Consider the following 19,614-nt stretch of genomic DNA (forward strand, 5'->3'; position numbering starts at 1 on the left):
CCCAGCTCGGACTTTTCACGAACCGGCATGGATATGTGCGGCCCACAGAGCGGGGCTGCCGGGGTACTTGTCGCGTAGTTCGCGCACCGCGCGGTGCAGTGCGGCGGGCGCGTGTTCGACGTCGGGCGGGGCTGTGCCGCCGTTGGTGAGGGCGGTGTAGAAGGCGTCGGCGATTTCCAGCGCGGCCTGGTCGTCGATGGGCCACAGTGTGCCGATGACGTGGCGATAGCCGGCGAGCTGGAATGCCGAGGTGATGTGAATGGCCTCGTCGTGCAACTGTGGGAGCGCGTGTGTCGTGTCGCATGCCGAAAGGTAGGCGAGAGCCGCCCCCGGCAAATGTTTGTTCGCGACAGTGGTCAGTCTGAACGGGCTGTCGGCGTGGTCATAAAGCAGGAGCGTGCTGCAGTCGGGGCGGCTCCAGTCGCTGACGCCGTGGCAGGCGAAATGGACGATGCCATGGGACTCCAACGCCGTTGAGACGGCGTCGTGGTTGGCGGCGGAGTTACTGAGGAGGAGAGAGTCCGGGATGTGGTCGCGCACGCGATATGCCTCGGCGAGGGCGGCGGGCAGGTCTTTCTCCGCGCCGGGGAGTTCGGGGACCGCGACGATGAGGGCTCCCGGTCTGCCGGTCCAGAATTTCTGTGTCCGGGTGGCTCGCGCGTAGCGCAGGGCCCGGACCGTGGGAGTGTAGGACGAGACCGCGCGGTCGAGCACCGTACGACGCGGGATTCGGCCGTCATGGTGATGCCCCGCGGCGTGCAGGGGCAAAGGGGCGGCCACGCCGATCGGGCACCACCAGATTCGCGGCGGTGCGGATGAATCGTGGCCGGTGAAGCCGAGGGCGTCCAGTACAGGACCGGCGATGTGGTCCCAGAGCCAGCCCAGCACCGCGGACATGTCCTGTTGGGCGCGCCGCCGTTCCGGAAGAGAATGCGACGACAGGCGGGCCCGCGTGTCGTGCAGCCGGTTCACCTGCTCGATGATCGCCGGCTCATCCACATCCGGCAGATGAAGGCTGAATATCCTCTTCGGAGTGATGATCAGCGCGTCACCGCGATAGCGGCTCACGTTGATGAACACGATCGGCCCATCCGTAGCCTGCCTTCGCAGGGCTTCGGCGGAGAGCGGAAGCATGAAGTCTTCGAAGCCGCTGACACCGCGGACCGCTCCGACGAGGGGTCCCCAGGCGCGTTCATACTCCTGCCGCAGAACGTCCAGCCCCAGGAATGCGCTCCGCCAGAGTTCGCCGGGGTCGCCGTCGGGGTTGGGCTTACGGCCTCCGGTACGGGGTCCCTGCGTTTCTGGATGATCCTTTTCCGATTCGAAGCGCAAGAGGGCGAGTTCGTCGGGGTTGCGCTCGAACAGCTCTGCCTTGTGCAGCAAGCGCCCGAACAGATCGGCCAACCCCGGGTTCTGAACGGCCAGGCCGGCCAGCAGGCCCCGCCGGTCGATGGTCTCGGTCAGGAGCGTCCCTCGCGCCTTTTCCAGGAGTTCCACCGCCCGTTCGGGATGGCCGGCCGCCGCCGCGGCCGAGGCTGCCTCCGCCGCGAGACCAGCGGTCTCGGCCAGGGCCTTTTGCCGATCGTGGCGCCAGATCAGCATCGACGAGACATGCGGGAGCAGGGTGATGGCCTGCTCGAAAGCCCGCTGGGCATTCTCCGTTTCACCCGCCGTCATGTGCGCCCAGCCCAGATTCCGGTACAGCTGGATGCGGGTCATCGCGGGGAGACCCGTTTCTTTCGCCGCCCTGGTGAATGCGGCGGATGCCTCGTCCAGAAGGGATTTCGTGGGTGTGCGTTCGTACAGCCGCCGCAGGATGAGTCCGAGGTTGGCATGCGCGCTCCCGTTGCCAGGAGCGGCCGCCACCGCTTCTCGCGCGACGCTCAGCGCCTCGTGTGTGGACGCCGGGTCATCCTGACTCTGCGCGACGAGGCCGAGGATGGCCGCCAGGTTGGCCAGGAACGGAGCACGTTCCGCCGACTCCGGTGGCAGTGCCGCCAACTCCTGGTGAGCGAGGTCGACGGCGCGCCGGGCGTACCCGGGAGAACGGCCCAGCCTGCAGAGATACGCCGTGAGCCGAAGGGCGATGGTTCGTCGCTCCGTGGCCACCTCACACGTGGCCAGTGCCTGCTCGGCCAAGGCCACCGCTTCTTCGCTCGCCTCCCGGCTGGATGTCCGGTCACCGGTGAGGTACATCGCTTTGGCAAGAATGGTCAGGCACGAGGTGCGGGCCGGAACATCCGGCGGACACACCTGAAGCGCCCTTCTGCCCGCCTCGATCGCCTCGCCGAGATCGCGGCTGTTGCCTTGCTCTTCGTACAGCACCAGGAGGACGTCACACAGGCGAGCCAGGAGTATGGCCTGTTCAGAGGGTTCAGCCGAAGCGGATGCGGCCTCGGCGTCCCGTGCCTCGATCACCGCCTGCTGCAACCATTGCCGGTCGCCGGTCGCCGTAAAGAGTCCGCGCAGCGCTTCCGCCAGGTTGTCGTGGACCCTGACGCGGACGGGGTCGTCTTCGCCGAGGGTCTGAAGCGCGCTGCGGCCCATCGTTTCGGCCTCCCGCATCAGCTCCACGTCCTTGGTCCTGGCGACCAGCTCGCAACAGACGATCATCCGGCGGACGAATGCCTCGGCCCGACCGGTGTGGCCGAACGGCGGGATCGCGAGGATGGACTCCTCTCGCGCATCGCGCAGGGCCGCCAGGTTGTCGCCGACGCGGCACTGCTGGAGAAGTGCCGTGGAGAGCACGTCCGCGATCACCCTTCGCATGGCCGTGTCGTTCCGCTCATCCGCGGCACGGGCGGCCTCGCGCAGGAGCGTGACCGCCACCACGGACAGCTCGGTGTCACCGCTCTTTTCGCACAGCCCGTGGATCACTCGTCCCGTCATGAACGAGTTCTCCAGCCGTATGCGCGAGTCGTCAGGCAGCGAATTCGCCAGCTCCCATCCCAGACTCGCGCATTCGCGCAGGATGGCGGGGTCTTCGACCCGCCAGTGCCAGCGAAACTGCAGACAGGTGACGAGGTTCGACAGCGCGGCCACCCGCCAGGGCATTCCCGCTGCCTCGATCGCAAGGATCTGACGAAGATCCCGTTCCACTTCGGAGATCATGGGGTCGTCCCACTCATTGCCCAACATCACCGCGAGGACTTTGTTGCCAAGGCACTCGACATGGCCAGGGGAAAGGATCGGCGTGTAGCGCAGGACGTAGCGATAATCCTCGGCCGCCTGCTGAAACTCCGCGCGAGTAGGTTCGGCCCGTCGGCCTTTGACCACATCGTCCGCGCGGGCCAGCCGCTCGGAGTGATCGCCGGCGCTTCCGGCCGCGTACCGGTCGATGTGGGCACGATGACGTTCCATTCCCACCCGAATGAAGTCAGGCGTCGCCGCCGGAGCTCGGCGCATGAACGCGAACGCGCTCGCCAGATCCGTCAGGCTTTCGTCGGCCTCCGGGCGCGCCGCGAACCGCAGCCAGAACAGTTCCGCCAGTGCGCTCCACGCGGCTTTGTGGCGGCCACCGGCGGCCCCTCGACCGAACAGGCCTTTACCGTCGGTGAGCCGGATCAGGGCGGCGGCCTCGGCCAGCGCGTCAAAACCCACCACGCGATCGGGACGCCCCGTATCCCGGCAGTGAATGACACGCTCGCGTATCCGCCTCACGAGACTTTCGACGTCCTCCGGCACGTGTCCTCCCGCACGCCGTACGATCGGTTTTCCTGCCGGACGCATCGGCACCCCCTACACTTTCGCGTGAATACGCCTTTGCCCGAGGGACATCTTCAAGATCCGTATGGGGCGGCATGACCGAGATTCCTGCCCGCGTCGATCGCCTGTGCGTGGTCCTGGGCGAGAATGGGGCGTACCTGCGCGACGTCGCGCAGAGCGCGGGTGTGGGCAGGACGCTGGCGCGTATCGAAGCCGCGGTATGTCGCGACGATCAGCGGGCCGACGACGAGCAGCTTGAGCGCGACCTCGATGCGCTGGACGACGCGATGGCCCGCAGCGGGCACGGCTATCTAACCCACCCCGTACGGATCTACCGCAAGCTCCCCGGCAAGCAACAAACCTCCGCGATCGACGCATGGGTCTGCCCGGCCTTCAAGGCTTGTGCCCGCCTTCTGAGGGTTCGTGAGGTAGAAGGGGCGGTCTGCGCGATCACCGGACAGAGACTGAAAAAGCTCCAGTTCAGGTCATGAACAGCTTTCTCGCCGGCATCGGAGCGAAGCTCGCCGAGCGCTGGGCCACGCTGCTGGTCCTGCCCGGGTTGATCTACCTCTTCGCCGGTACGGTCGCCGGAGTCCTGGGCCACCGTCACGCCCTGAACGTTTCCTGGCTGGCTTCGTGGATCGATCGCATGGCGGCCAAGCCCGTCTCCGCCGGCATGGGTGCGATTCTGCTGGCTTCCGCCGGCGTTCTGGCCGCGTCAGCCGTGGCCGGGCTCCTCGCCTCGGTCCTTGGCCGGGCACTGGAGTGGGCCTGGCACCGGCCCGAGGGCCGCCGGCTGTCCCGTTTCCTGACCGGGCGGCGCAGGGCGCGCTGGGACCGCGAGGATGCCCGGATCACCCGGGAGTTGGCGGCGTCCGTACCCAGCAGCCGGTCAACGGTCCGCCTGCCTCCTGCGGCCGTCGCCGCGCTGGGCCGCCGGGACGCCGTCTCGCTCGAACCCCCCGCCGGGCCGACCTGGATCGGCGACCGCTTCCGCGCGCTTACCGTGCGCGTGCGCCGGGCGTACGCCCTCGATCTGCTTGCCGTGTGGCCGAGGCTGTGGCTGCTCCTCCCGGACCCGCCCCGGGCGGAGATCACCGCCGTGCAGGACAGCCATGCCGCCGCCGCCCGGCTCGGCGGCTGGGCGCTCCTCTATCTCATCCTCGGCGCGATCTGGTGGCCGGCGCTCCTCGCCGCCGTGGTCCTGGGTTTGACGAGCTGGTACCGGGCACGGAGCACGGCGGAAGTCCTCGCCGCACTCATCGAGGCCGCGGTCGACCTGCACGCCTGTGACCTGGCTGCCCAGCTCGGCCTGAGCGACGGAGGACCCGTCACGCGCGGCCTCGGCCGGTCGATCGCCGAACTGATCGAGAAGAGCCCTGAAACGCGACTTGACCAGCATTCCGGATAGATCACGGACTCCCGCGAGGTCGCTTCGGTCAGCCCTGGACAGGCATGGCCCACGCCTTCGCGTAGGGTGCGCTGAGCTGGGCGCGCCGGGGGAAGTAGGCGTTCCTGAACGTCTGACCGCAGTCGGTGTCGATCAGGGCGGCCCTGACCTCCCGTTCGAAGTAGGGCTTGGCGGCCTCGGGCGACATGTTCGGCACGACGGGCAGGCCGTTCTTCGTCTTTCCGCTGATCGCATGGAGCTCGTCGTGGAAGGGGCGGCTCACGGCGCCGGTGATCTCGGTCGGCTTGCTCGACGCGTGCCTCACTCCGCGGGCGCTCAGGCAGGTGCTGTAGGCCTTGGCCAGCCGCAGCAGGTAGGGGTCGGTATCCAGCTCGCGGGACACCGCCGCGTGGACCTCCTTGCCATAGCTCATCTGGTAGTCCACGAAATCCTTCACGGTCTTGCCGGTGAGCCTCTTGACCGCGACGACGAAACAGCGTCCGAAAGCCTTCGCCCATGCCCTTCGCTGGGTGAGCGACAAGGCCTGGCGGAGCTTAATGTTGGGGTCCTTGTCGTAGGCGAGCCAGTAGTTGGCCACCGGGTCATCGGGAACGGCCAGATGGGCGAAGGCTCCGAAGCCGCGTCGGGCGGCCAGTTCCCTGCGGCTGACGGCGGAGGTGTCGGCGAGTCGGGCCTCGAAGGGAACGTAGGTGAAGCCCTCCTGCCGCATGCACTCCGCGATGAGCATCTGCTTGCGCATTTCCACGCTCACCCCCGGATCAGGACGCGGGGCCAGGGCAGTGCTGGAGGAGCAGGCGGTCAACGCCAAGACCAACCCGATCACAAGCGTTCGTGGCATGGCGTTGATTGTCCACCCACTCCGAGATCGGGTCGCCCTTCAACCGGTCCCCGTCTCGTTGGCCACGGCGAGGACGAGTTCGCCGGTGGTCCGGCCGGTCTCGCCGCGCCGGTGTGCCTCCGCAGCCTGCTCCAGCGGCAGTACGCCGTCGATCTCGGCGCGCAGAAGGCCCTCGGCGGCCGGGCGACCGGCTCACCCGGCAGCGGGTGGAACTCGCCCGCCACCTGCTGGAGGCCAGCGACCTTTCCATCGACGGGATCGCCCGCCGCGCCGGATTCGGCACGACGGCCTCGCTACGCCAGCACATGCACACCGCCCTCGGCGTATCCCCCTGGCCTACCGCCGAACTTTCCGCGCGTCATCCCATGGTCGGGGGTGGGGCTGGGAGTCTGCTCCCAGCCGGTGATCCGCCATGTGGACGAGGATTTCCGGCTCGGGGCGGCTGAGACTGGAAGTCGTGATTACACCCGCTCCGAGGTTGACGCCGGCCGGCTCGCGCGAGCGCGGCACCGTGATGGCCGAACTCGGCGGGGCCGTACAGCATCGTCGGGCAGACCGTGCTCGACCGGTGATGCGGAGGTGGCGGTCATGAAGAGGGCCTTTGCGGTTCTCGCCGGCGCGGTGGTCCTGGCGGCGGGGTCGCCGGCGGCGTCGGCGGCCCACGGGGACGGGCGGCTGATCTGGGGGGCGTGCTCGGACGCGGAGCTTCCCGCGCCCATGGAGTGCGCCTCGCTCGACGTGCCGGTGAACTGGGCCGCGCCCGGCGGGCGGACGGTCCGGCTGGATCTGGTCCGGCTGCCCGCCACCGAGCCCGCGCGGCGGATCGGCAGCGTTCTGGGCGTCCCGGGCGGTCCAGGGAGCAGCGGCATCGACGATCTGAAACGGGCCGCGCCCGACCTGCGGGAACTTGGCCGCCGTTTCGACCTCGTCGGCTACCGGCCGCGCAACCACGTCTGGTCCAAGACCATGCCCGCGATCTGCCTGAAGCCCGGCACCGCTCTTGAGGATCCCCGCAGTCGCGAGCGGTTCGCCGCCCAGGCCGCCGTGATGGCCAAGGCGTTCCGCGACTGTCAGCGAGCGGATCCGACCGGGCTTTTCGCCTACCTGGATGCCGTGTCGGTGGCCAGGGACATGGAGGCGATCCGGGCGGCGCTGGGCGAGGAGCGGCTGAGCTTCATGGCCAACTCCTACGGCGGGGTGACCTCCATCGCCTACGCGCGTCTGTTCCCGCAGCGGATCCGGGCGCTGTACGTCGACGGGGTGGTCAACCATTCCGCAGGCTGGAACGACCAGGTACTCCGTGTCTCGGTCGCGTTCGAGCGGAATTTCCGGGCGTTCACCGGCTGGTGCGCGGCCACTCCCGCCTGCGCGCTGCACGGCGAGGACGCCGGAGCGGTATGGCGCGCACTCGTCCGCGCGGCCGACCGCGAGCCGATCCCGGCCACCTCCCCCGAGTTCGGCGAGGGCGAGATGACCGGATGGCAACTGCGGCAGCTCGCCTTCCCGACCGACCCGGGCCCGGACCACGCGAACTGGCTGACCTTCGCCGGGTCGGTCGACAAGGCGCGGCGGGGGGACGGGTCCGGGTTCGGCGCCTGGGTCCTCGGCAACACCCGCGTCTGGGCCATGCCCGGCGTCCTGGCGATGACCTGTGGCGACGGTCGCGGGTACGCCGGCCATGCCGAGGTGCGGACCTACCGGCGCGCGGCGGAGAAGGCCCTGCCGAATCTCGGCTCCGTCCGGCTCGACGGCCTGGGGTGCACGGGCTGGCCGTTAAAGGTCGCCAATCCGTCACGCCCGCTCCTGCCGGACGGCCTGCCGCCGCTCCTGGGCGCGGGAAGCGTCCACGGCGACCTGGTGGTGACCGAGAGCTTCACCCGGATGGTCCCGGGTTCGGTGAGCGTCATCTACGAGGGACACGGCCACGCTCTGTACCTGATGGGCAAGAAATGCCCGATCAGGCACGCGACCGCGTACCTCACGGAGCTGAAGCTCCCCGCACCGGGCACGACCTGTCCGGCCGAGTGACCTAGCAACTTGAACAGGAGTTGAGTACTCTAGGAAGAGTCAAGTACATGAGCAGGAGGAAACATGACTGGTCATGATGATCTGTCGGCCGATTCCGCGCTTCGCGAAGTAGACCGTGCGCGGAGCGCGGTACGGAAGGCCAGCCGCCGGGGCGCGCGCTTCTTCCTGGGCATGTGGCTCGCGGTCACCGCCTACTGGCTGCTGACGTTCTTCGGCCCGGAAGCGGTCCAGAGCTATGCCGTGGCGGTGCCTCTCGTCGTTGTCGTGGCCGGGTTCTGGTACATCTCTCGCCAGCGGGTCTACGACCGGCTGCTGTCCCGGCTCGCGTACACCGTCACCTGGGCTTTCCTGGGCACGACCGTGCTCGCGTCGGCGTACAACATGTTCCTGAGCCCGTCGTGGGCGGTGGCCGACGTGCTGGTGGCGCTGGTCGCGGGCGCCCCTCTGCTGTACGGCGCGCTGCGCGTGTTCCGCTCCACGGGTGAACGGTGAGCCATCCCCGGCACGCGCTCGACGAGATCATCCACGCCCCGGTGCGGCTGTCCATCATGGCGCTGCTCGCGGCGGCGGAAACGGCCGACTTCCGCTTCCTGCGTGACACGATCGAGGTCAGCGACTCGCTGCTGTCCAAGCACCTCGACACGCTGGAGAAGGCCGGGTACGTGCGGGTGGAGAAGGGTTTCGTCGGCAAGCGGCCCAGGACCTGGCTGACGCTGACCGAGGAGGGGCGCGCCGCGTTCCAGGAGTACACGGCTGTGCTCCGGCGGATCACGGAGGCGGCCGTCACTCCTGAGACGCCGCCCGGCTCCACCTCACGATGAGGCCGGTCAGAACACCATCGTGAGCAGGTCGGCGAACAACTCCTGTTCATCGATTTCGAGCTCGATCGACACAGCGTGACCGCCCGTCGCGGACCCCCGCAACGTATCGATCTTCCGGGTCGTCGCGCGCCGCTCCAATCAGGAGCGGAGGTCGGGATCGTCGTAGGTCAGCTCCGCGAACCCGTCGCAGGCGTTGTTGCACACGGCATAGATCCTCGTCGCGCCGTCCGGGGGCTGGTAGTGGCTGATGGATTCCTGGGGCTTCACCTCCAGGTCGTTGAGCACGTTTCCCGACGCGTCGAGCGATCCGATGAACAAGGGGCAGGTTCCGGAGTTGGAGATGCTGTCCAGACCGCCGCGATTGAGATCCAGGTCGGTCTTGATGGTGACCGCGTTGTCTCTGCTGCCGGGACAGGTGAGTTCTACGGTGAACATGGCTGAACGCTCCAGAGTTGGCGCTGGGGGTTCACTCGCGGCGCGCCCGTATGGTCCGCGCCGCGCCCCGATGCGTTTGATCCTAAGCATCGGCCGCGGCCGTTGATGATGAACGTGCCCGGCGGGAACGGACCTTGCCCATTGATGACCGGAACCATGCCGTTGGTCACGTCAGGGAGGTCAGCAGGTCGCGGGTGACTGGCGGCCGAGCAACTGCTCGCCCTGCTCATCGGCCCCTTGGAGGCGCGCTCCCGCATGGGCACCCGGCTCCTCGGCGACGACGAGCCGCGCGAGGTGGCCCGGGTCGCCGTCGGCACCTTCCTCCAGGCTTACGCCCCCTCGGGCCTACCTGCCGGGACTGGTGACGGCGAGTGAGACGTGCAGTGCGGTGGCGGCCAGGCGGGCCCGGCCGCCGCCGCGTCGTTCCGCCAGTCCGTTCGCCTGAGCCGGGAGAAGGTGCTGATCGCCTTGGGCCACGGCTCTCGCGACGGCCAGAGCCGCGGCGGGGTGGGAGTCCAGGATGCTGTGCGCCAGGCGGTCGAACGGCACCAGAACACCGTCCGGGACCAGGCCGGCGATACGCTCGGCGACGGACCGGACCGAGCGCAGGTCGCGGGCGCCGGACAGCACGGCCACCGGCCAGGTGAAGCCCGGCAGGGCGGCGGGAACGTCGACGGGCTCGCCCGCGAACGCCGGGTAGCGGCCGGCGATTCCGGCGTAGGCGCTCGCCGGATCGAGGGGGAGCCCGTCCGGTTTCTGCCCGAAGGCCTCGCGGAAGTAGATCACCGCGGCCAGGTCGAACTCCATGACGTACGGGCGCACCCGGGTGAGCTCCGCCGTGACCAAGGCGGCCAGCCGGTTCCACAACCGCTGCCGCCCCTTGGCCATGGCCGCCAGCAGCTTGCTCAGCAGCGGCACTCCCCCGATCTCATAGACCAGGGGCACCACGGTGCCGGCCTCCTCGGCGACGACCTTCCCGGACGCCACCAGCCGGCGCAGGGTCGCGGCCACGCCCGCCGTACCCGGATCCGCGCCGTCCCACAGCAGCCGCCGCAGGTGGTCGCGGCAGGTGTCGAAGTCGGTGACCGAGGCGTAGGTCGAGTCCAGCACCATGGAGGCCACCCGGCCGGGGTGGGTGGCACCGAGGACCTGGGCGAGATAGCCGCCGTACGAGGTGCCGTACACCACGGCCCGCTCCACGTCGCACGCGTCCAGCACCGCCACCAGATCCTCGACGGCCGCGGTGATGGTCAGGGCAGGCCACTGTAGGTCCACGCCGTCACGGTCACGGCGGGAGAAACCGACCCCGCGGTGCTCGACCATGATGATGTCGAAGCCGCCCGCGGCCGCCATCCGCCGCAGGCGGCGGTAGGGCAGAACCGAGGCCAGGCCGGGGCCGCCCGGGATCACCAGAAGCGGCGTCGCACCGCGCTTGCCCGCTCGGACGTAGGCGAGGTCGAAGTCCGGGCGGCTGACGCGGCGGACGCCGTACCGTCGATCGCCGATTCTCTTCATGCCGCCACGCTAGGCATTGTCGTCGCGTCAAGGTCAACACCGTCGAGGCGCGGACGGAACCGATGGACGGCCGCGTGGTGGCCGACACGGAGTGGATACATGGGGTGCCCAGGATGGCCGGAGTGCGCCCGACGGCGTACCTCGCGTGCCGCAGGGCGCGCGGGCTGGACCACCGAAGGGGGTGCGACGATGCTCAGCACTCGTCATCTCTCACGTGCCGCGCTGACGCTGGCCGCGACCGTGTCCCTGACCGGCCTGCCGCCTGTCGCCGGTACGGCGGGCGCGGCGACGGAGCCGCTGACCTGGAAGAGATGCGCCACGACGGCCAAGGACTGGCCCGTCGCGAACGACACCGGGACCGAATGCGCGATGCTGACGGTGCCGATGGACTATACGAACCCGCGGGGCCGTACCATCGAGATCGCGGTGAGCAGGGTCAAGGCCACCGACCCCGGCAGGCGCCGCGGCGTGCTGGTGATCAGCCCCGGCGGCCCCGGCATCTCCAACATCACCGCCTCGGCGTCGTACGCGGCCAACGGCCTCGGCACGCTCAACACCGACCACGACCTGATCGGGTTCGACCCCAGAGGCGTGGGCTACAGCGACAAGATCAATTGTACGGAGGACTCCCCCGGCGAGCTACCGCCCGGCGCGTCCGCCAAGGCCAAGGCGAAGGCCGCCTTCAACCGGATGGCCGCCTCCAACAAGCGGTGCACGGCGAAGGATCCCGACTTCGTCCGGCAGCTGACCACCTCGAACATCGCCCGTGACGTCGACGCGATCCGTGCGGCGCTCGGCGCGCCGAAGATCAGTTTCTATGGGGTGTCGTACGGCACCGCCGTCGGCTTGACCTACCGCTCGATGTTCGACGACCGGGTGGACCGGATGTGGGTGGACTCGGTGATGCCGCCCGTCCTGGACCTCGCCGCCATGGACGCCGTCACCGACGCGGTCGGCGAGAAGTCCTTCGAGGGGTTCCTCGCCTGGCTGGCCCGGCGCGACGCCGAGTACCACTTCGGGACGACCGCCGCCGCGGTCCGCACGACGATCTTCGCGCTCCGTGACCGGCTCGACCGCAAGCCGGTGGTGATCGGCAAGGAGACCCGGCTGGACGGCGACTGGGTCGGAGGGCTGCTCGGCGCGGGCGCCGAGGGCTGGGCCGCCACCGCCAGGGATCTGGCCACCGTCCGGGAGGGCGGCATCCCCCGCTCGGCGCGGCCGGACCCGGCCACCGCGCAGGTGTACGGCTTCGACGACCCGCCCTTGGGCATGAACACCACCCAGTACAACGCGATCTTCTGCAACGAGGGAACCGGCGGGCGCGACTTCGAGCAGGTGTGGGCCGACGCGCAGTCTCGACGGCAACGCTTCCCGGGCGCCGGCGGCAGAATCGAGTTCAGCGGCTGGTGCGCGGGATGGCCGTGGCCCGCACGCCCGTTGCAGCCGGTCAAGGGGAGCAGCCCGCTGCAACTGTCCGGCCACGTCGGCGAATCCGTCACACCGTACGCCTGGGCGGTGGACGCCGAGAAGGCCGTCGGCGGAACCCTGCTGACGATCCAGGACGGCATGCACGGCTCGCTGACCCGCCTGCCCTGCGCCGCGAAGGCGATCGACTTCTTCCGTACCGGCCGCACCAGCGGGGGCACCTGCCCCGGCATGCAATGAACGGACCTGACATGCGTACACTTCGGCGAATCAGCGCGGCGCTCGCCGCCACCCTTCTCGGCCTGTCACTGGTGACGCACCCGGCGCAGGCCGAGCCCGCGGACCTGGCCGGCAGCGTCAACGTCAACGGCTGCTCGGGAGCGCTGGTACGGCTCCCGGCCTCCACAGCCGCCGACCCGGCGCTCATCCTGACGAACGGGCACTGCTACGAGGGCGCGTGGCCGGTACCCGACGAGGTGCTGGTGGACCAGCCGTCCCACCGCCTGTTCGAGCTGCTCGACGCCACCGGCAAACCCGCGGCCGCCCTGCACGCCGCCAAAGCGCTCTATGTGACCATGACCGGCACCGACATCGCGCTGTACCAGCTCGGCACGACCTACCGGCAACTGGAGCGGGACCACCGCGTCCGCCCGCTCACGATCTCGGCGCGGCGCCCCGAGCCGGGCAGGAAGATCCGGGTGGTCTCCGGCAGCCTGAAGAAGGTCTACTCGTGCGCCCTCGACCGGCTCTCGTACCGTGTGCTGGAGTCGGGCTACATGACCAAGGACGTCCTGCGCTACACGCCGGCCTGCAAGACCGGCCCCGGCACCTCGGGCTCCCCGGTCCTCGACGCGGCGAGCGGCGAGGTCGTCGGGATCAACAACACCAGCAACCGCGACGGCGGCAGGTGCACGCTGAACAACCCGTGCGAGATGGACCGCGACGGCGTCATCACCGCGAAGAAGGCCACCGCCTACGGCACCCAGACGTACTGGCTCACCACGTGCGTCGCGCCGGGGAACACTATCAACCTGAACCGCCCCGGCTGCCTGCTGCCCAGACCGGGACAATGAACACCATCGGACTTCTCATCCGACGGTGACAGGTTCGAGGCAGGCCCGCCGGTCGGCGGGCCTGCCCGTTCGTCAGTCCCGCTGTTGGTCGGCGGGCCTGCCCGTTCGTCAGTCGCGCTGCTGGTCGGCGTGCTCGGGTACGGCCGGCTCGGTGGTCCGGCGGCCGTCGCGCCTGGACTTGACCAGGCTCGCCACCGTCGTGACGGCGAGAACGGTGACGATGACGGCCAGCGATATCCAGTTGTTGATCTCAGGAACCCAGGTGACGTGTTCGCCGCCGTTGATGAACGGCAGCTCGTTCTCGTGCAGCGCGTGCAGCACGAGTTTCGCGCCGATGAAGGCGAGGATGACGGCCAGGCCGTACGTGAGATAGACGAGTTTCTCCACGAGGCCGCCGAGCAGGAAGTACAACTGCCTGAGCCCCATCAGCGCGAACGCGTTGGCGGCGAAGACCAGGTAGGCGTCCTGGGTGATGCCGAAGATGGCGGGGATGGAGTCGACCGCGAAGACCAGGTCCGCACCGCCGATGGCGATGATGACGATGAACATCGGGGTCAGCATGCGGCGGCCGTCCTGCTTGATGGTCATCCGTGAGCCGTGGTAGACGTCGGTGACCGGGAACAGCCTGCGCACCAGGCGGACGACGCCGCCGTTGGGGTCGTACTCGTCGTCGTCCTTGCTGTCGAAGGCGAACTTCCACGCGGTGTAGATGAGAATGCCGCCGAAGAGCCAGAACACCCAGCTGAAACGTTGTACGGCCTGCGCGCCCACAGCGATGAAGACGCCCCGCATGACCAGCGCCATCATGATCCCGATGAGCAGGACGCGGTGCTGGTGGATGGCGGGCACGGCGAAGTTCGCCATGATGAGCATGAAGATGAACAGGTTGTCCACGCTCAGCGTGTACTCGGTGATGTAGCCGGTGATGTAGGCAGCCGCGTGGTCATCGCCGCCGAAGATCCACACGGCTGCGCCGAAGGCGGCGGCACAGCCGATGTAGAAGGCGATCCACCGCGCCGACTCGGCGATCGTGACCTTGTGGGGTCTGCGGTTGACGATGATCAGATCGAGCAGGATCAGTCCGAGCAGGGTGGCGATGGTGGCCGCCCACAGCCAGGCGGGCACGGGCAGGGGTGGGGGCATGAAAGCTCCTCCGACTTGGCGTTGGCACGTCCGTCGGAGGTCTTCTCCGCCCGCGATGTCGCGGACCGACCGCGCCGGGCCCCGGGGGCGGGTCCGTGATGACGACGCGGCCGCGAAGGAGTACTCCCCTCCACTTCGGGTGTGATCTTACATACTGAATGCAGTAGTCCGATATACCCCCCGGGTTCAGAGGGCGGCGAGGTCGACGGCCTCGGCCATGGCCCGGTAGCCGGCGTCGCTCGGGTGGAGGCGGTCTCCGCTGTCGTAGGCGGGGCGGAGGCGGTCGGTGTCGGCCGGGTCGGCCAGTGCGCGGTCGAAGTCGACGATACCGTCGAACTCGCCGCCGCCGCGTATCCACTCGTTGACGGCGTCGCGTACCGACTCGCCGTGGTCGGTGAAGAGCGGGGAGTCCTTGAAGGGCGGGATGGTGCCGCCGATGATTTTCACGCCCTCGGCGTGGGCGGTGCGGATCAGCTGCCGGTAGCCGTTGATCAGGGCTTCGCTGGTCGCCTTCGGGTTCGGCGTCGTGCAGGTCGATGGCGCGGTGTCACCGTGCATGATGTCGTTGATGCCGCCCATCGTGATCACCGTCCGTACTCGGGGGTGGTCGAGGGCGTCGCGCCGGAACCGGTTGAGGAAGCTCTCGCCGAGGCACGCCGAGTCGTTGAGTACCCGGTTGCCGCCGATGCCGCTGTTCAGCACCACCTCCGAGCGGCCCGCGCGCTTCAGCCGCTGGGCGAGGACGTCGGGGTAGCGGCGGTCGGCGTCCGTCGTCGCGGCCTGGCCGTCGGTGATCGAGTCGCCGAAGGCCACGATCGTCTCCCTCTTGGCCGGGCGGCGGTCGGAGACGTCCAAGCTGGCGAGGTAGTACCAGGAGGTGCTCCGCTCGGCGAACGGCGCCGCGCCGGCGTTGCGCGTGTGGTCGCCGGTGGCCCGGTAGGAGGTGGCGACCGCGAGGTTGTGGTTGGTCGCCGGGCCGGTGCGGTCCTTGAGATACAGGGTCACGGTCACGTGCTCGCCGGCTCTCACCCGTAGGTCTACCGGGTCGGCCGCCATGTGCCCGCCCGCGGGGATGGTCACGGACGCGGATCCGCCGAACCTGACCGTCCGCATGGTCGCCGGTCGCACCGTCGCGCCGCCCGCCGACCTGCCGATGCTCGCGCCGGCCAGGCGGAGGGGGGCGGTGCCGTACACGTTGGACAGCCGCAGCCGCAGGCTCGAACCACCCGCACCGACGCGGACGACCTGGCGCACGGAGTGGTTCCCGAACCCCGCGTAGGCCCAGTTGGAGATCCACTCGCTCTGGCTGGGAAGTTGTACGGCGGCCGCCCACCCCCTTGTCCAGGTGTTAGTGGTGGCGGTGGCCGGGGCGGGCAGGGCGACGAGAGACCATGCCCCCAGCAGGGCGATCAACGGCCTGCGAAACACGTGCGGCGTCCTTTCGTGGTGAGGTGTCACGGTGCCGGGTTGACGTCCAGGGCGGTGCCGTACAGGCGGGACACGGAGATTTTGATGATCACACGCTGCTCGCGTGCCTGTTGTTCCAGGAAGGCCGGTGCGTCATCCACCTGGCCGGCGAACGCCAGCAACTCCTCCGGCTGCTCGGTCAGCTGAGCCTCGCCCTCCGCGACGGCGAACGACCACACGTCGTCTCCGCGTACGTGCAGGGCGACGCGCGGGTCGTTGCGGACCTGGCGGGCCTTGAGGCGGCCGGCGGTGGTGGAGATCCGGATGACCCGTTCGGCGGCACTCCATCGGTACAACACCGTCGACATGGCCGGGTGGCCGTCGCGCTTGACGGTGGCGAGCACACCGAACTGCTGCTCCCCCAGGAGTTGTTCCAGTTCCCGCGTGGTCAGGATGCGCGGGGCCGGACCCGACTGCTCACTCATATGTTCCTTTTCGATCCAACTGTGGCCCGCATGCGGATCATCTCCAGGGCACTAGACTGACTACTGGTTAGCAATATAGCGAACAAACTGACCGAGGGTAGGTGAACTCCATGACATCTCAGCGGATCCTGGACGCAGCCAGCGATCTGTTCGCCGCCCGCGGCTACCGCGCCACCTCCATGCAGGCCATCGCCGACCGGGTCGGCATCACCAAGGCCGCCCTCTACTACCACTTCGACTCCAAGGACGAGATCCTTCGCCACGTCACGCTGCCGCTGCTGGACGAGTTGGAGCGGGTGCTGGCCGAGGCCGAGTCGGGGGGCGGCGGCGCGGACGAGGTGCGGTGGCGGGCGATCGAGGGCTACGTCGACGTCCACCTGCGGCACCGCAGCACGCTCACCATGCTGGTCAAGGACATGACGCTGCTGGTGCAGGCTCCGGTGGCCGAGCGCTTTCGCGCCGCGATCGCCCTGGCCAACGAGCTGGTGGCCGGTCCCGGGGGTGACCTGGCGCAGCGGGTGCGCGCCTCCCAGGTGGTCGCCGGGCTGGCCGACCCCGTGGTGCTCTTCCGCGACGAACCCGCCGAGCGGCTGCGCGGCCTCATCCTCGACGGAGCTAGGGCACTCCTCGGCGAATCGAGCCCGCCCAGGCGGCGCGGCCGCGCCCGGGGACGGAACGGCGGGCGCCCCGCCGCGCTCACCCAGGAGCAGCTGGAGCAGGCGCGTTCCCTGTACGCCGACGGTCGCGCCGTCGAGGAGATAGCGGCCCGCTTCGGCGTCTCCCGTGCCACCGTCTATCGCCGTCTCGAAATCTAACTATTTTGCGAATTAGTTTTTGAGAAGGAAGGGTCGGTGGAGACGCGAGCCGCGTGGCGCAGGATCCTGGAATTGCACAACTCGGGCACGTCCAGCGCGATCGAGTGCCCGGTGCCCGGCACCAGCTCCACCTCGGCCGACGGCAGGACCCTGGCCAGGCGGCGGGCCTCGTGCGCGGAGTCCTGCATGGTGCTGTGCGCGCCGAACAGGATGTGCGTCGGCACGGAAACGGCGGCGAGTTCCGCGTCGGTGAGCGGAACCATGGCCGGTAGCGCCGTCTCGTACACGTATGAGCCGAAGACCGCGGTGCGCATGTCTCCTGGCCGGTTCACCGAGTCGGTGTACAACATGCCGGCCAGTGCGCGCCGCAGCGGCGACGGCAGGTACAGGCCGAGGCCGCAGGCGATGGCCCAGGCGTAGTGCCGGAGGTCGGCCACGCGAAAGGCCGCGGGGTCCAGCAGCGTCATTCCCGCCACCCGCTCCGGGGCGTGGATCGCGGTCAGCAGCGACTGCCAGCCGCCATAGGAGAAGCCGACCAGGTAGACGGCGGGCGCCCCGATCCCGTCGAGCGTCTCGGTCAGCCAGCGCACGATGTCGTTTCGTCCGGCGAGGGTCCGGGTCTGCGCACTGCGGCCGACGGCCCCGAGAGGGTCGACGAGGTAGACCGGATGGGCCGCGCCGACGGGGCCGCTGCTGTAGCGCCACCCCAGCGAATTGCCGCCCATACCCGGCAGGAACACCACCGGCAGCCCCTCCGCCGCGCCCGTGCGGTACAGGCGCGTGGTGCCGTAACCGGTGGCCACGTCGAGCGCCTCCAGCGGCTCCGGCCAGGTACGGATCTCCGCGTCGTAGTCAGCGAGATACTTCCGCCTCGCCGAATCGCTGCGGAAACGACCGATGCGCTCCATGCTTCATCCTTTCCCCGAACACCATTCTTGATACATGTGTATCATGGATGGGTGTCGAGCAAGGTCAGCCATGAAGAGCGCCGCCGCCAGATCGCCGAAGCGATGGTCACCATCGCCGCCACCCGCGGCCTGCACGCGGCCAGCATGCGGGAGGTGGCCGCCGAGGCCGGCGTCTCACTGCGCCTCGTGCAGTACTACTTCCAGACCAAGGAGGAACTGCTGCGCGCCGTCCTCCATCGCCTCGGCACCCAGTTGGGCAGCCGCATGGCCCACGCCGTCGCCGGCTCGGCCACGCCCCGTTCCCATCTCCGCGACGCGATGACGTCCCTCCTGCCCACCGACGAGGAGAGCCGCCGTATCGTGCTCGCCTACACCGCCCACTACACCCTCACGCTCACCGAGCCCCACCTGGCTCCGACCGGCCTCGCCCACGCGGGAACCCTGCACGATCTGATCGCCGCCAAGTTCCGCGAGGCCGCCCAGGCGGGCGAACTCCGGCCAGACGTGGATCCGGGCAGGGCGGCGCCCATCTGCCTGGCACTGGTCACCGGCCTCCAGTCGGCCGTACTCGCCGGGCAGCACACACCTCAGGAGGCCACCGACCTGCTGGGAGCTCATCTCGACGGGCTTTTCACCCGGATGTGAAACGACTCCCCATCAATCGAGGTCACCCGGTTCGAGGACGAAGACCGGGATCTGACGGTCGGTCTTGCGCTGGTATTCGGCATAGTCCGGGTACGCGGCCACCGCCCGGCGCCACCAGAGGGCCTTTTCGTCCCCGGACACCTCGCGGGCCCGGTACCGCCCGGTCACCGTGCCGTCCTGAAGCGAGACGTCCGGCTCGGCGACCAGGCTGGAATACCACTGCGGGTTGACCGGCGCGCCACCCAGGGACGCGACGGCCGCGTAATGCCCGTCGTGCTCGACCCGCATCAGCGGGGTCTTGCGCACCTTGCCGGTCTTGGCGCCCCGGTAGGTCAGCAACACGGTGGGCAGGTCACGGATCGTGACGCCGTCGGTCGTGCCGGTGCGCATGATCTGCTCGACGTGCTCGCGGACCCACGCCGACGCGCTCGGCTCGTAGTCGCCGGCTTGATCGACGGGCCGGTGGCGGGAGCGCCTGGTGTCCACGTTGGCGGTCAAGGTGGTGAGGATGCCGGGTAGGCCCGCCACCGTGCCGGCGGGCAGGCCGTACACGGTCTCCTCCGCCAATGCGACCCAGAGTCGCTTGATCTGACCGACCAGAGCCTTGCCGCTGCCGGTGAGCTCGACCACGCTGGCGCGTTTGTCGGTGGGGGCGGGCGTACGGCGGATGTGGCCGCCCGCTTCGAGCTTGCGGCTCATGAGCGTGACACTGGGCGGCTCACAACCGAGCGCCTCGCTGAGCTGGGCCTGGATCATCGGGCCTGTCCGGTCGAGTTCGAGCAGGAGCGCCTCCTGCCCGGGGTGCAGGCCGAGCGGATCCAGCAGCGCCGCGGCTCTGGCCCGGTGGCGCAGGCTCAGCAACCGGATGGCCTGGTTGAGTGCGTCGGCTTGCTCGAAGTCCATGAGCCCTCCTTGACAGTTTAGTTATCCGCATAACTATTATGCGCATAACTAATCCTA

At 69.1% G+C, this 19,614-nt stretch carries 21 protein-coding genes; 11 read left to right on the forward strand and 10 right to left on the reverse strand.

Going from position 1 to position 19,614, the window contains the following annotated elements:
* Positions 1 to 15: 15 nt before the first annotated feature.
* A complete protein-coding gene (locus ACFWYW_RS42090) occupies positions 16 to 3,684 on the reverse strand; it encodes a CHAT domain-containing protein (RefSeq protein WP_379610167.1) in 3,669 nt (1,222 codons plus the stop codon).
* A gap of 116 nt (positions 3,685 to 3,800) precedes the next feature.
* Between ACFWYW_RS42090 and ACFWYW_RS42095 the strand changes: the two genes are divergently transcribed.
* Both ACFWYW_RS42095 and ACFWYW_RS42100 read left to right on the forward strand, forming a co-directional pair.
* On the forward strand, positions 3,801 to 4,196 hold the full coding sequence (locus ACFWYW_RS42095; RefSeq protein ID WP_379610168.1) for a hypothetical protein: 396 nt from the start codon (positions 3,801 to 3,803) through the stop codon (positions 4,194 to 4,196).
* Positions 4,193 to 5,116: a hypothetical protein gene (locus tag ACFWYW_RS42100; RefSeq protein WP_379610169.1), complete on the forward strand. Its 924-nt coding sequence runs from the start codon at positions 4,193 to 4,195 to the stop codon at positions 5,114 to 5,116. The genes ACFWYW_RS42095 and ACFWYW_RS42100 overlap by 4 nt, the downstream gene beginning before the upstream one ends.
* A 28-nt stretch (positions 5,117 to 5,144) precedes the next feature.
* Here ACFWYW_RS42100 and ACFWYW_RS42105 read toward each other — a convergent pair whose 3' ends face one another.
* Both ACFWYW_RS42105 and ACFWYW_RS42110 read right to left on the reverse strand, forming a co-directional pair.
* Positions 5,145 to 5,867 carry a hypothetical protein gene (locus ACFWYW_RS42105; protein ID WP_379641256.1) on the reverse strand — a complete coding sequence of 241 codons (723 nt, stop codon included), beginning with the start codon at positions 5,865 to 5,867 and terminating at the stop codon, positions 5,145 to 5,147.
* Positions 5,868 to 5,993: 126 nt separating this feature from the next.
* A complete protein-coding gene (locus ACFWYW_RS42110; protein WP_379610458.1) occupies positions 5,994 to 6,119 on the reverse strand; it encodes a zinc-binding dehydrogenase in 126 nt (41 codons plus the stop codon).
* 41 nt (positions 6,120 to 6,160) lie between these two features.
* On the opposite strand from ACFWYW_RS42110, the gene ACFWYW_RS42115 reads away from it, so the two are divergent.
* From ACFWYW_RS42115 to ACFWYW_RS42130, 4 genes are all read left to right on the forward strand, one after another.
* Positions 6,161 to 6,400 carry a hypothetical protein gene (locus tag ACFWYW_RS42115; protein WP_379610171.1) on the forward strand — a complete coding sequence of 80 codons (240 nt, stop codon included), beginning with the start codon at positions 6,161 to 6,163 and terminating at the stop codon, positions 6,398 to 6,400.
* 142 nt (positions 6,401 to 6,542) lie between these two features.
* Positions 6,543 to 7,982, forward strand: a complete 1,440-nt coding sequence (locus ACFWYW_RS42120; RefSeq protein ID WP_379610172.1) for an alpha/beta fold hydrolase — start codon at positions 6,543 to 6,545, stop codon at positions 7,980 to 7,982.
* 63 nt (positions 7,983 to 8,045) lie between these two features.
* Positions 8,046 to 8,474, forward strand: a complete 429-nt coding sequence (locus ACFWYW_RS42125; protein ID WP_379610173.1) for a hypothetical protein — start codon at positions 8,046 to 8,048, stop codon at positions 8,472 to 8,474.
* The gene (locus tag ACFWYW_RS42130) at positions 8,471 to 8,803 is read left to right on the forward strand and encodes a winged helix-turn-helix domain-containing protein (protein ID WP_379610174.1); all 333 of its coding nucleotides are present in this window, start codon (positions 8,471 to 8,473) and stop codon (positions 8,801 to 8,803) included. The genes ACFWYW_RS42125 and ACFWYW_RS42130 overlap by 4 nt, the downstream gene beginning before the upstream one ends.
* Before the next feature lie 138 nt (positions 8,804 to 8,941).
* Here ACFWYW_RS42130 and ACFWYW_RS42135 read toward each other — a convergent pair whose 3' ends face one another.
* Positions 8,942 to 9,238 carry a hypothetical protein gene (locus ACFWYW_RS42135; RefSeq protein WP_379610175.1) on the reverse strand — a complete coding sequence of 99 codons (297 nt, stop codon included), beginning with the start codon at positions 9,236 to 9,238 and terminating at the stop codon, positions 8,942 to 8,944.
* Between the two features lie 198 nt (positions 9,239 to 9,436).
* Here ACFWYW_RS42135 and ACFWYW_RS42140 point away from each other — a divergent pair, with 198 nt between their 5' ends.
* Positions 9,437 to 9,613 carry a TetR/AcrR family transcriptional regulator C-terminal domain-containing protein gene (locus ACFWYW_RS42140; protein WP_379610459.1) on the forward strand — a complete coding sequence of 59 codons (177 nt, stop codon included), beginning with the start codon at positions 9,437 to 9,439 and terminating at the stop codon, positions 9,611 to 9,613.
* On the opposite strand, the gene ACFWYW_RS42145 is transcribed toward ACFWYW_RS42140, so the two are convergent.
* Positions 9,584 to 10,753 (reverse strand): alpha/beta hydrolase, encoded by a 1,170-nt coding sequence (locus tag ACFWYW_RS42145; RefSeq protein WP_379610176.1) that lies wholly within the window; start codon positions 10,751 to 10,753, stop codon positions 9,584 to 9,586. The genes ACFWYW_RS42140 and ACFWYW_RS42145 overlap by 30 nt on opposite strands.
* 189 nt (positions 10,754 to 10,942) lie before the next feature.
* Between ACFWYW_RS42145 and ACFWYW_RS42150 the strand changes: the two genes are divergently transcribed.
* Entirely contained in the window at positions 10,943 to 12,418 is a 1,476-nt protein-coding gene (locus ACFWYW_RS42150; RefSeq protein WP_379610177.1) for an alpha/beta fold hydrolase, read from the forward strand.
* A gap of 11 nt (positions 12,419 to 12,429) precedes the next feature.
* Entirely contained in the window at positions 12,430 to 13,251 is an 822-nt protein-coding gene (locus ACFWYW_RS42155; protein ID WP_379610178.1) for a trypsin-like peptidase domain-containing protein, read from the forward strand.
* A gap of 108 nt (positions 13,252 to 13,359) precedes the next feature.
* On the opposite strand, the gene ACFWYW_RS42160 is transcribed toward ACFWYW_RS42155, so the two are convergent.
* From ACFWYW_RS42160 to ACFWYW_RS42170, 3 genes are all read right to left on the reverse strand, one after another.
* Positions 13,360 to 14,394 carry a TerC family protein gene (locus tag ACFWYW_RS42160; RefSeq protein WP_379610179.1) on the reverse strand — a complete coding sequence of 345 codons (1,035 nt, stop codon included), beginning with the start codon at positions 14,392 to 14,394 and terminating at the stop codon, positions 13,360 to 13,362.
* Between the two features lie 186 nt (positions 14,395 to 14,580).
* Positions 14,581 to 15,822, reverse strand: a complete 1,242-nt coding sequence (locus ACFWYW_RS42165; protein WP_379610180.1) for an SGNH/GDSL hydrolase family protein — start codon at positions 15,820 to 15,822, stop codon at positions 14,581 to 14,583.
* A 26-nt stretch (positions 15,823 to 15,848) separates the two neighbouring features.
* The gene (locus ACFWYW_RS42170) at positions 15,849 to 16,286 is read right to left on the reverse strand and encodes a pyridoxamine 5'-phosphate oxidase family protein (RefSeq protein ID WP_379610181.1); all 438 of its coding nucleotides are present in this window, start codon (positions 16,284 to 16,286) and stop codon (positions 15,849 to 15,851) included.
* A gap of 110 nt (positions 16,287 to 16,396) precedes the next feature.
* Here ACFWYW_RS42170 and ACFWYW_RS42175 point away from each other — a divergent pair, with 110 nt between their 5' ends.
* Positions 16,397 to 17,101 (forward strand): TetR family transcriptional regulator, encoded by a 705-nt coding sequence (locus ACFWYW_RS42175; RefSeq protein ID WP_379610182.1) that lies wholly within the window; start codon positions 16,397 to 16,399, stop codon positions 17,099 to 17,101.
* On the opposite strand, the gene ACFWYW_RS42180 is transcribed toward ACFWYW_RS42175, so the two are convergent.
* On the reverse strand, positions 17,098 to 18,009 hold the full coding sequence (locus tag ACFWYW_RS42180; RefSeq protein ID WP_379610183.1) for an alpha/beta fold hydrolase: 912 nt from the start codon (positions 18,007 to 18,009) through the stop codon (positions 17,098 to 17,100). The two genes, ACFWYW_RS42175 and ACFWYW_RS42180, sit on opposite strands and share 4 nt — an antisense overlap.
* 51 nt (positions 18,010 to 18,060) lie before the next feature.
* Between ACFWYW_RS42180 and ACFWYW_RS42185 the strand changes: the two genes are divergently transcribed.
* Positions 18,061 to 18,654, forward strand: a complete 594-nt coding sequence (locus tag ACFWYW_RS42185; protein WP_379610184.1) for a TetR/AcrR family transcriptional regulator — start codon at positions 18,061 to 18,063, stop codon at positions 18,652 to 18,654.
* Between the two features lie 12 nt (positions 18,655 to 18,666).
* Here ACFWYW_RS42185 and ACFWYW_RS42190 read toward each other — a convergent pair whose 3' ends face one another.
* Positions 18,667 to 19,557 carry a nitroreductase/quinone reductase family protein gene (locus tag ACFWYW_RS42190; protein WP_379610185.1) on the reverse strand — a complete coding sequence of 297 codons (891 nt, stop codon included), beginning with the start codon at positions 19,555 to 19,557 and terminating at the stop codon, positions 18,667 to 18,669.
* Between the last annotated feature and the right edge of the window lie 57 nt (positions 19,558 to 19,614).

The organism is Nonomuraea sp. NPDC059023 (genome assembly GCF_042740095.1).
Lineage (GTDB): Bacteria > Actinomycetota > Actinomycetes > Streptosporangiales > Streptosporangiaceae > Nonomuraea.

Excerpts from the sequence above, each read along its gene's own strand:
- ACFWYW_RS42095 (WP_379610168.1), top strand. The coding sequence starts at position 3,801 with ATGACCGAGATTCCTGCCCGCGTCGATCGCCTGTGCGTGGTCCTGGGC.
- ACFWYW_RS42100 (WP_379610169.1), top strand. The coding sequence starts at position 4,193 with ATGAACAGCTTTCTCGCCGGCATCGGAGCGAAGCTCGCCGAGCGCTGG.
- ACFWYW_RS42120 (WP_379610172.1), top strand. The coding sequence starts at position 6,543 with ATGAAGAGGGCCTTTGCGGTTCTCGCCGGCGCGGTGGTCCTGGCGGCG.
- ACFWYW_RS42125 (WP_379610173.1), top strand. The coding sequence starts at position 8,046 with ATGACTGGTCATGATGATCTGTCGGCCGATTCCGCGCTTCGCGAAGTA.
- ACFWYW_RS42135 (WP_379610175.1), bottom strand. The coding sequence starts at position 9,238 with ATGTTCACCGTAGAACTCACCTGTCCCGGCAGCAGAGACAACGCGGTC.
- ACFWYW_RS42145 (WP_379610176.1), bottom strand. The coding sequence starts at position 10,753 with ATGAAGAGAATCGGCGATCGACGGTACGGCGTCCGCCGCGTCAGCCGC.
- ACFWYW_RS42150 (WP_379610177.1), top strand. The coding sequence starts at position 10,943 with ATGCTCAGCACTCGTCATCTCTCACGTGCCGCGCTGACGCTGGCCGCG.
- ACFWYW_RS42155 (WP_379610178.1), top strand. The coding sequence starts at position 12,430 with ATGCGTACACTTCGGCGAATCAGCGCGGCGCTCGCCGCCACCCTTCTC.
- ACFWYW_RS42160 (WP_379610179.1), bottom strand. The coding sequence starts at position 14,394 with ATGCCCCCACCCCTGCCCGTGCCCGCCTGGCTGTGGGCGGCCACCATC.
- ACFWYW_RS42170 (WP_379610181.1), bottom strand. The coding sequence starts at position 16,286 with ATGAGTGAGCAGTCGGGTCCGGCCCCGCGCATCCTGACCACGCGGGAA.
- ACFWYW_RS42175 (WP_379610182.1), top strand. The coding sequence starts at position 16,397 with ATGACATCTCAGCGGATCCTGGACGCAGCCAGCGATCTGTTCGCCGCC.
- ACFWYW_RS42180 (WP_379610183.1), bottom strand. The coding sequence starts at position 18,009 with ATGGAGCGCATCGGTCGTTTCCGCAGCGATTCGGCGAGGCGGAAGTAT.
- ACFWYW_RS42190 (WP_379610185.1), bottom strand. The coding sequence starts at position 19,557 with ATGGACTTCGAGCAAGCCGACGCACTCAACCAGGCCATCCGGTTGCTG.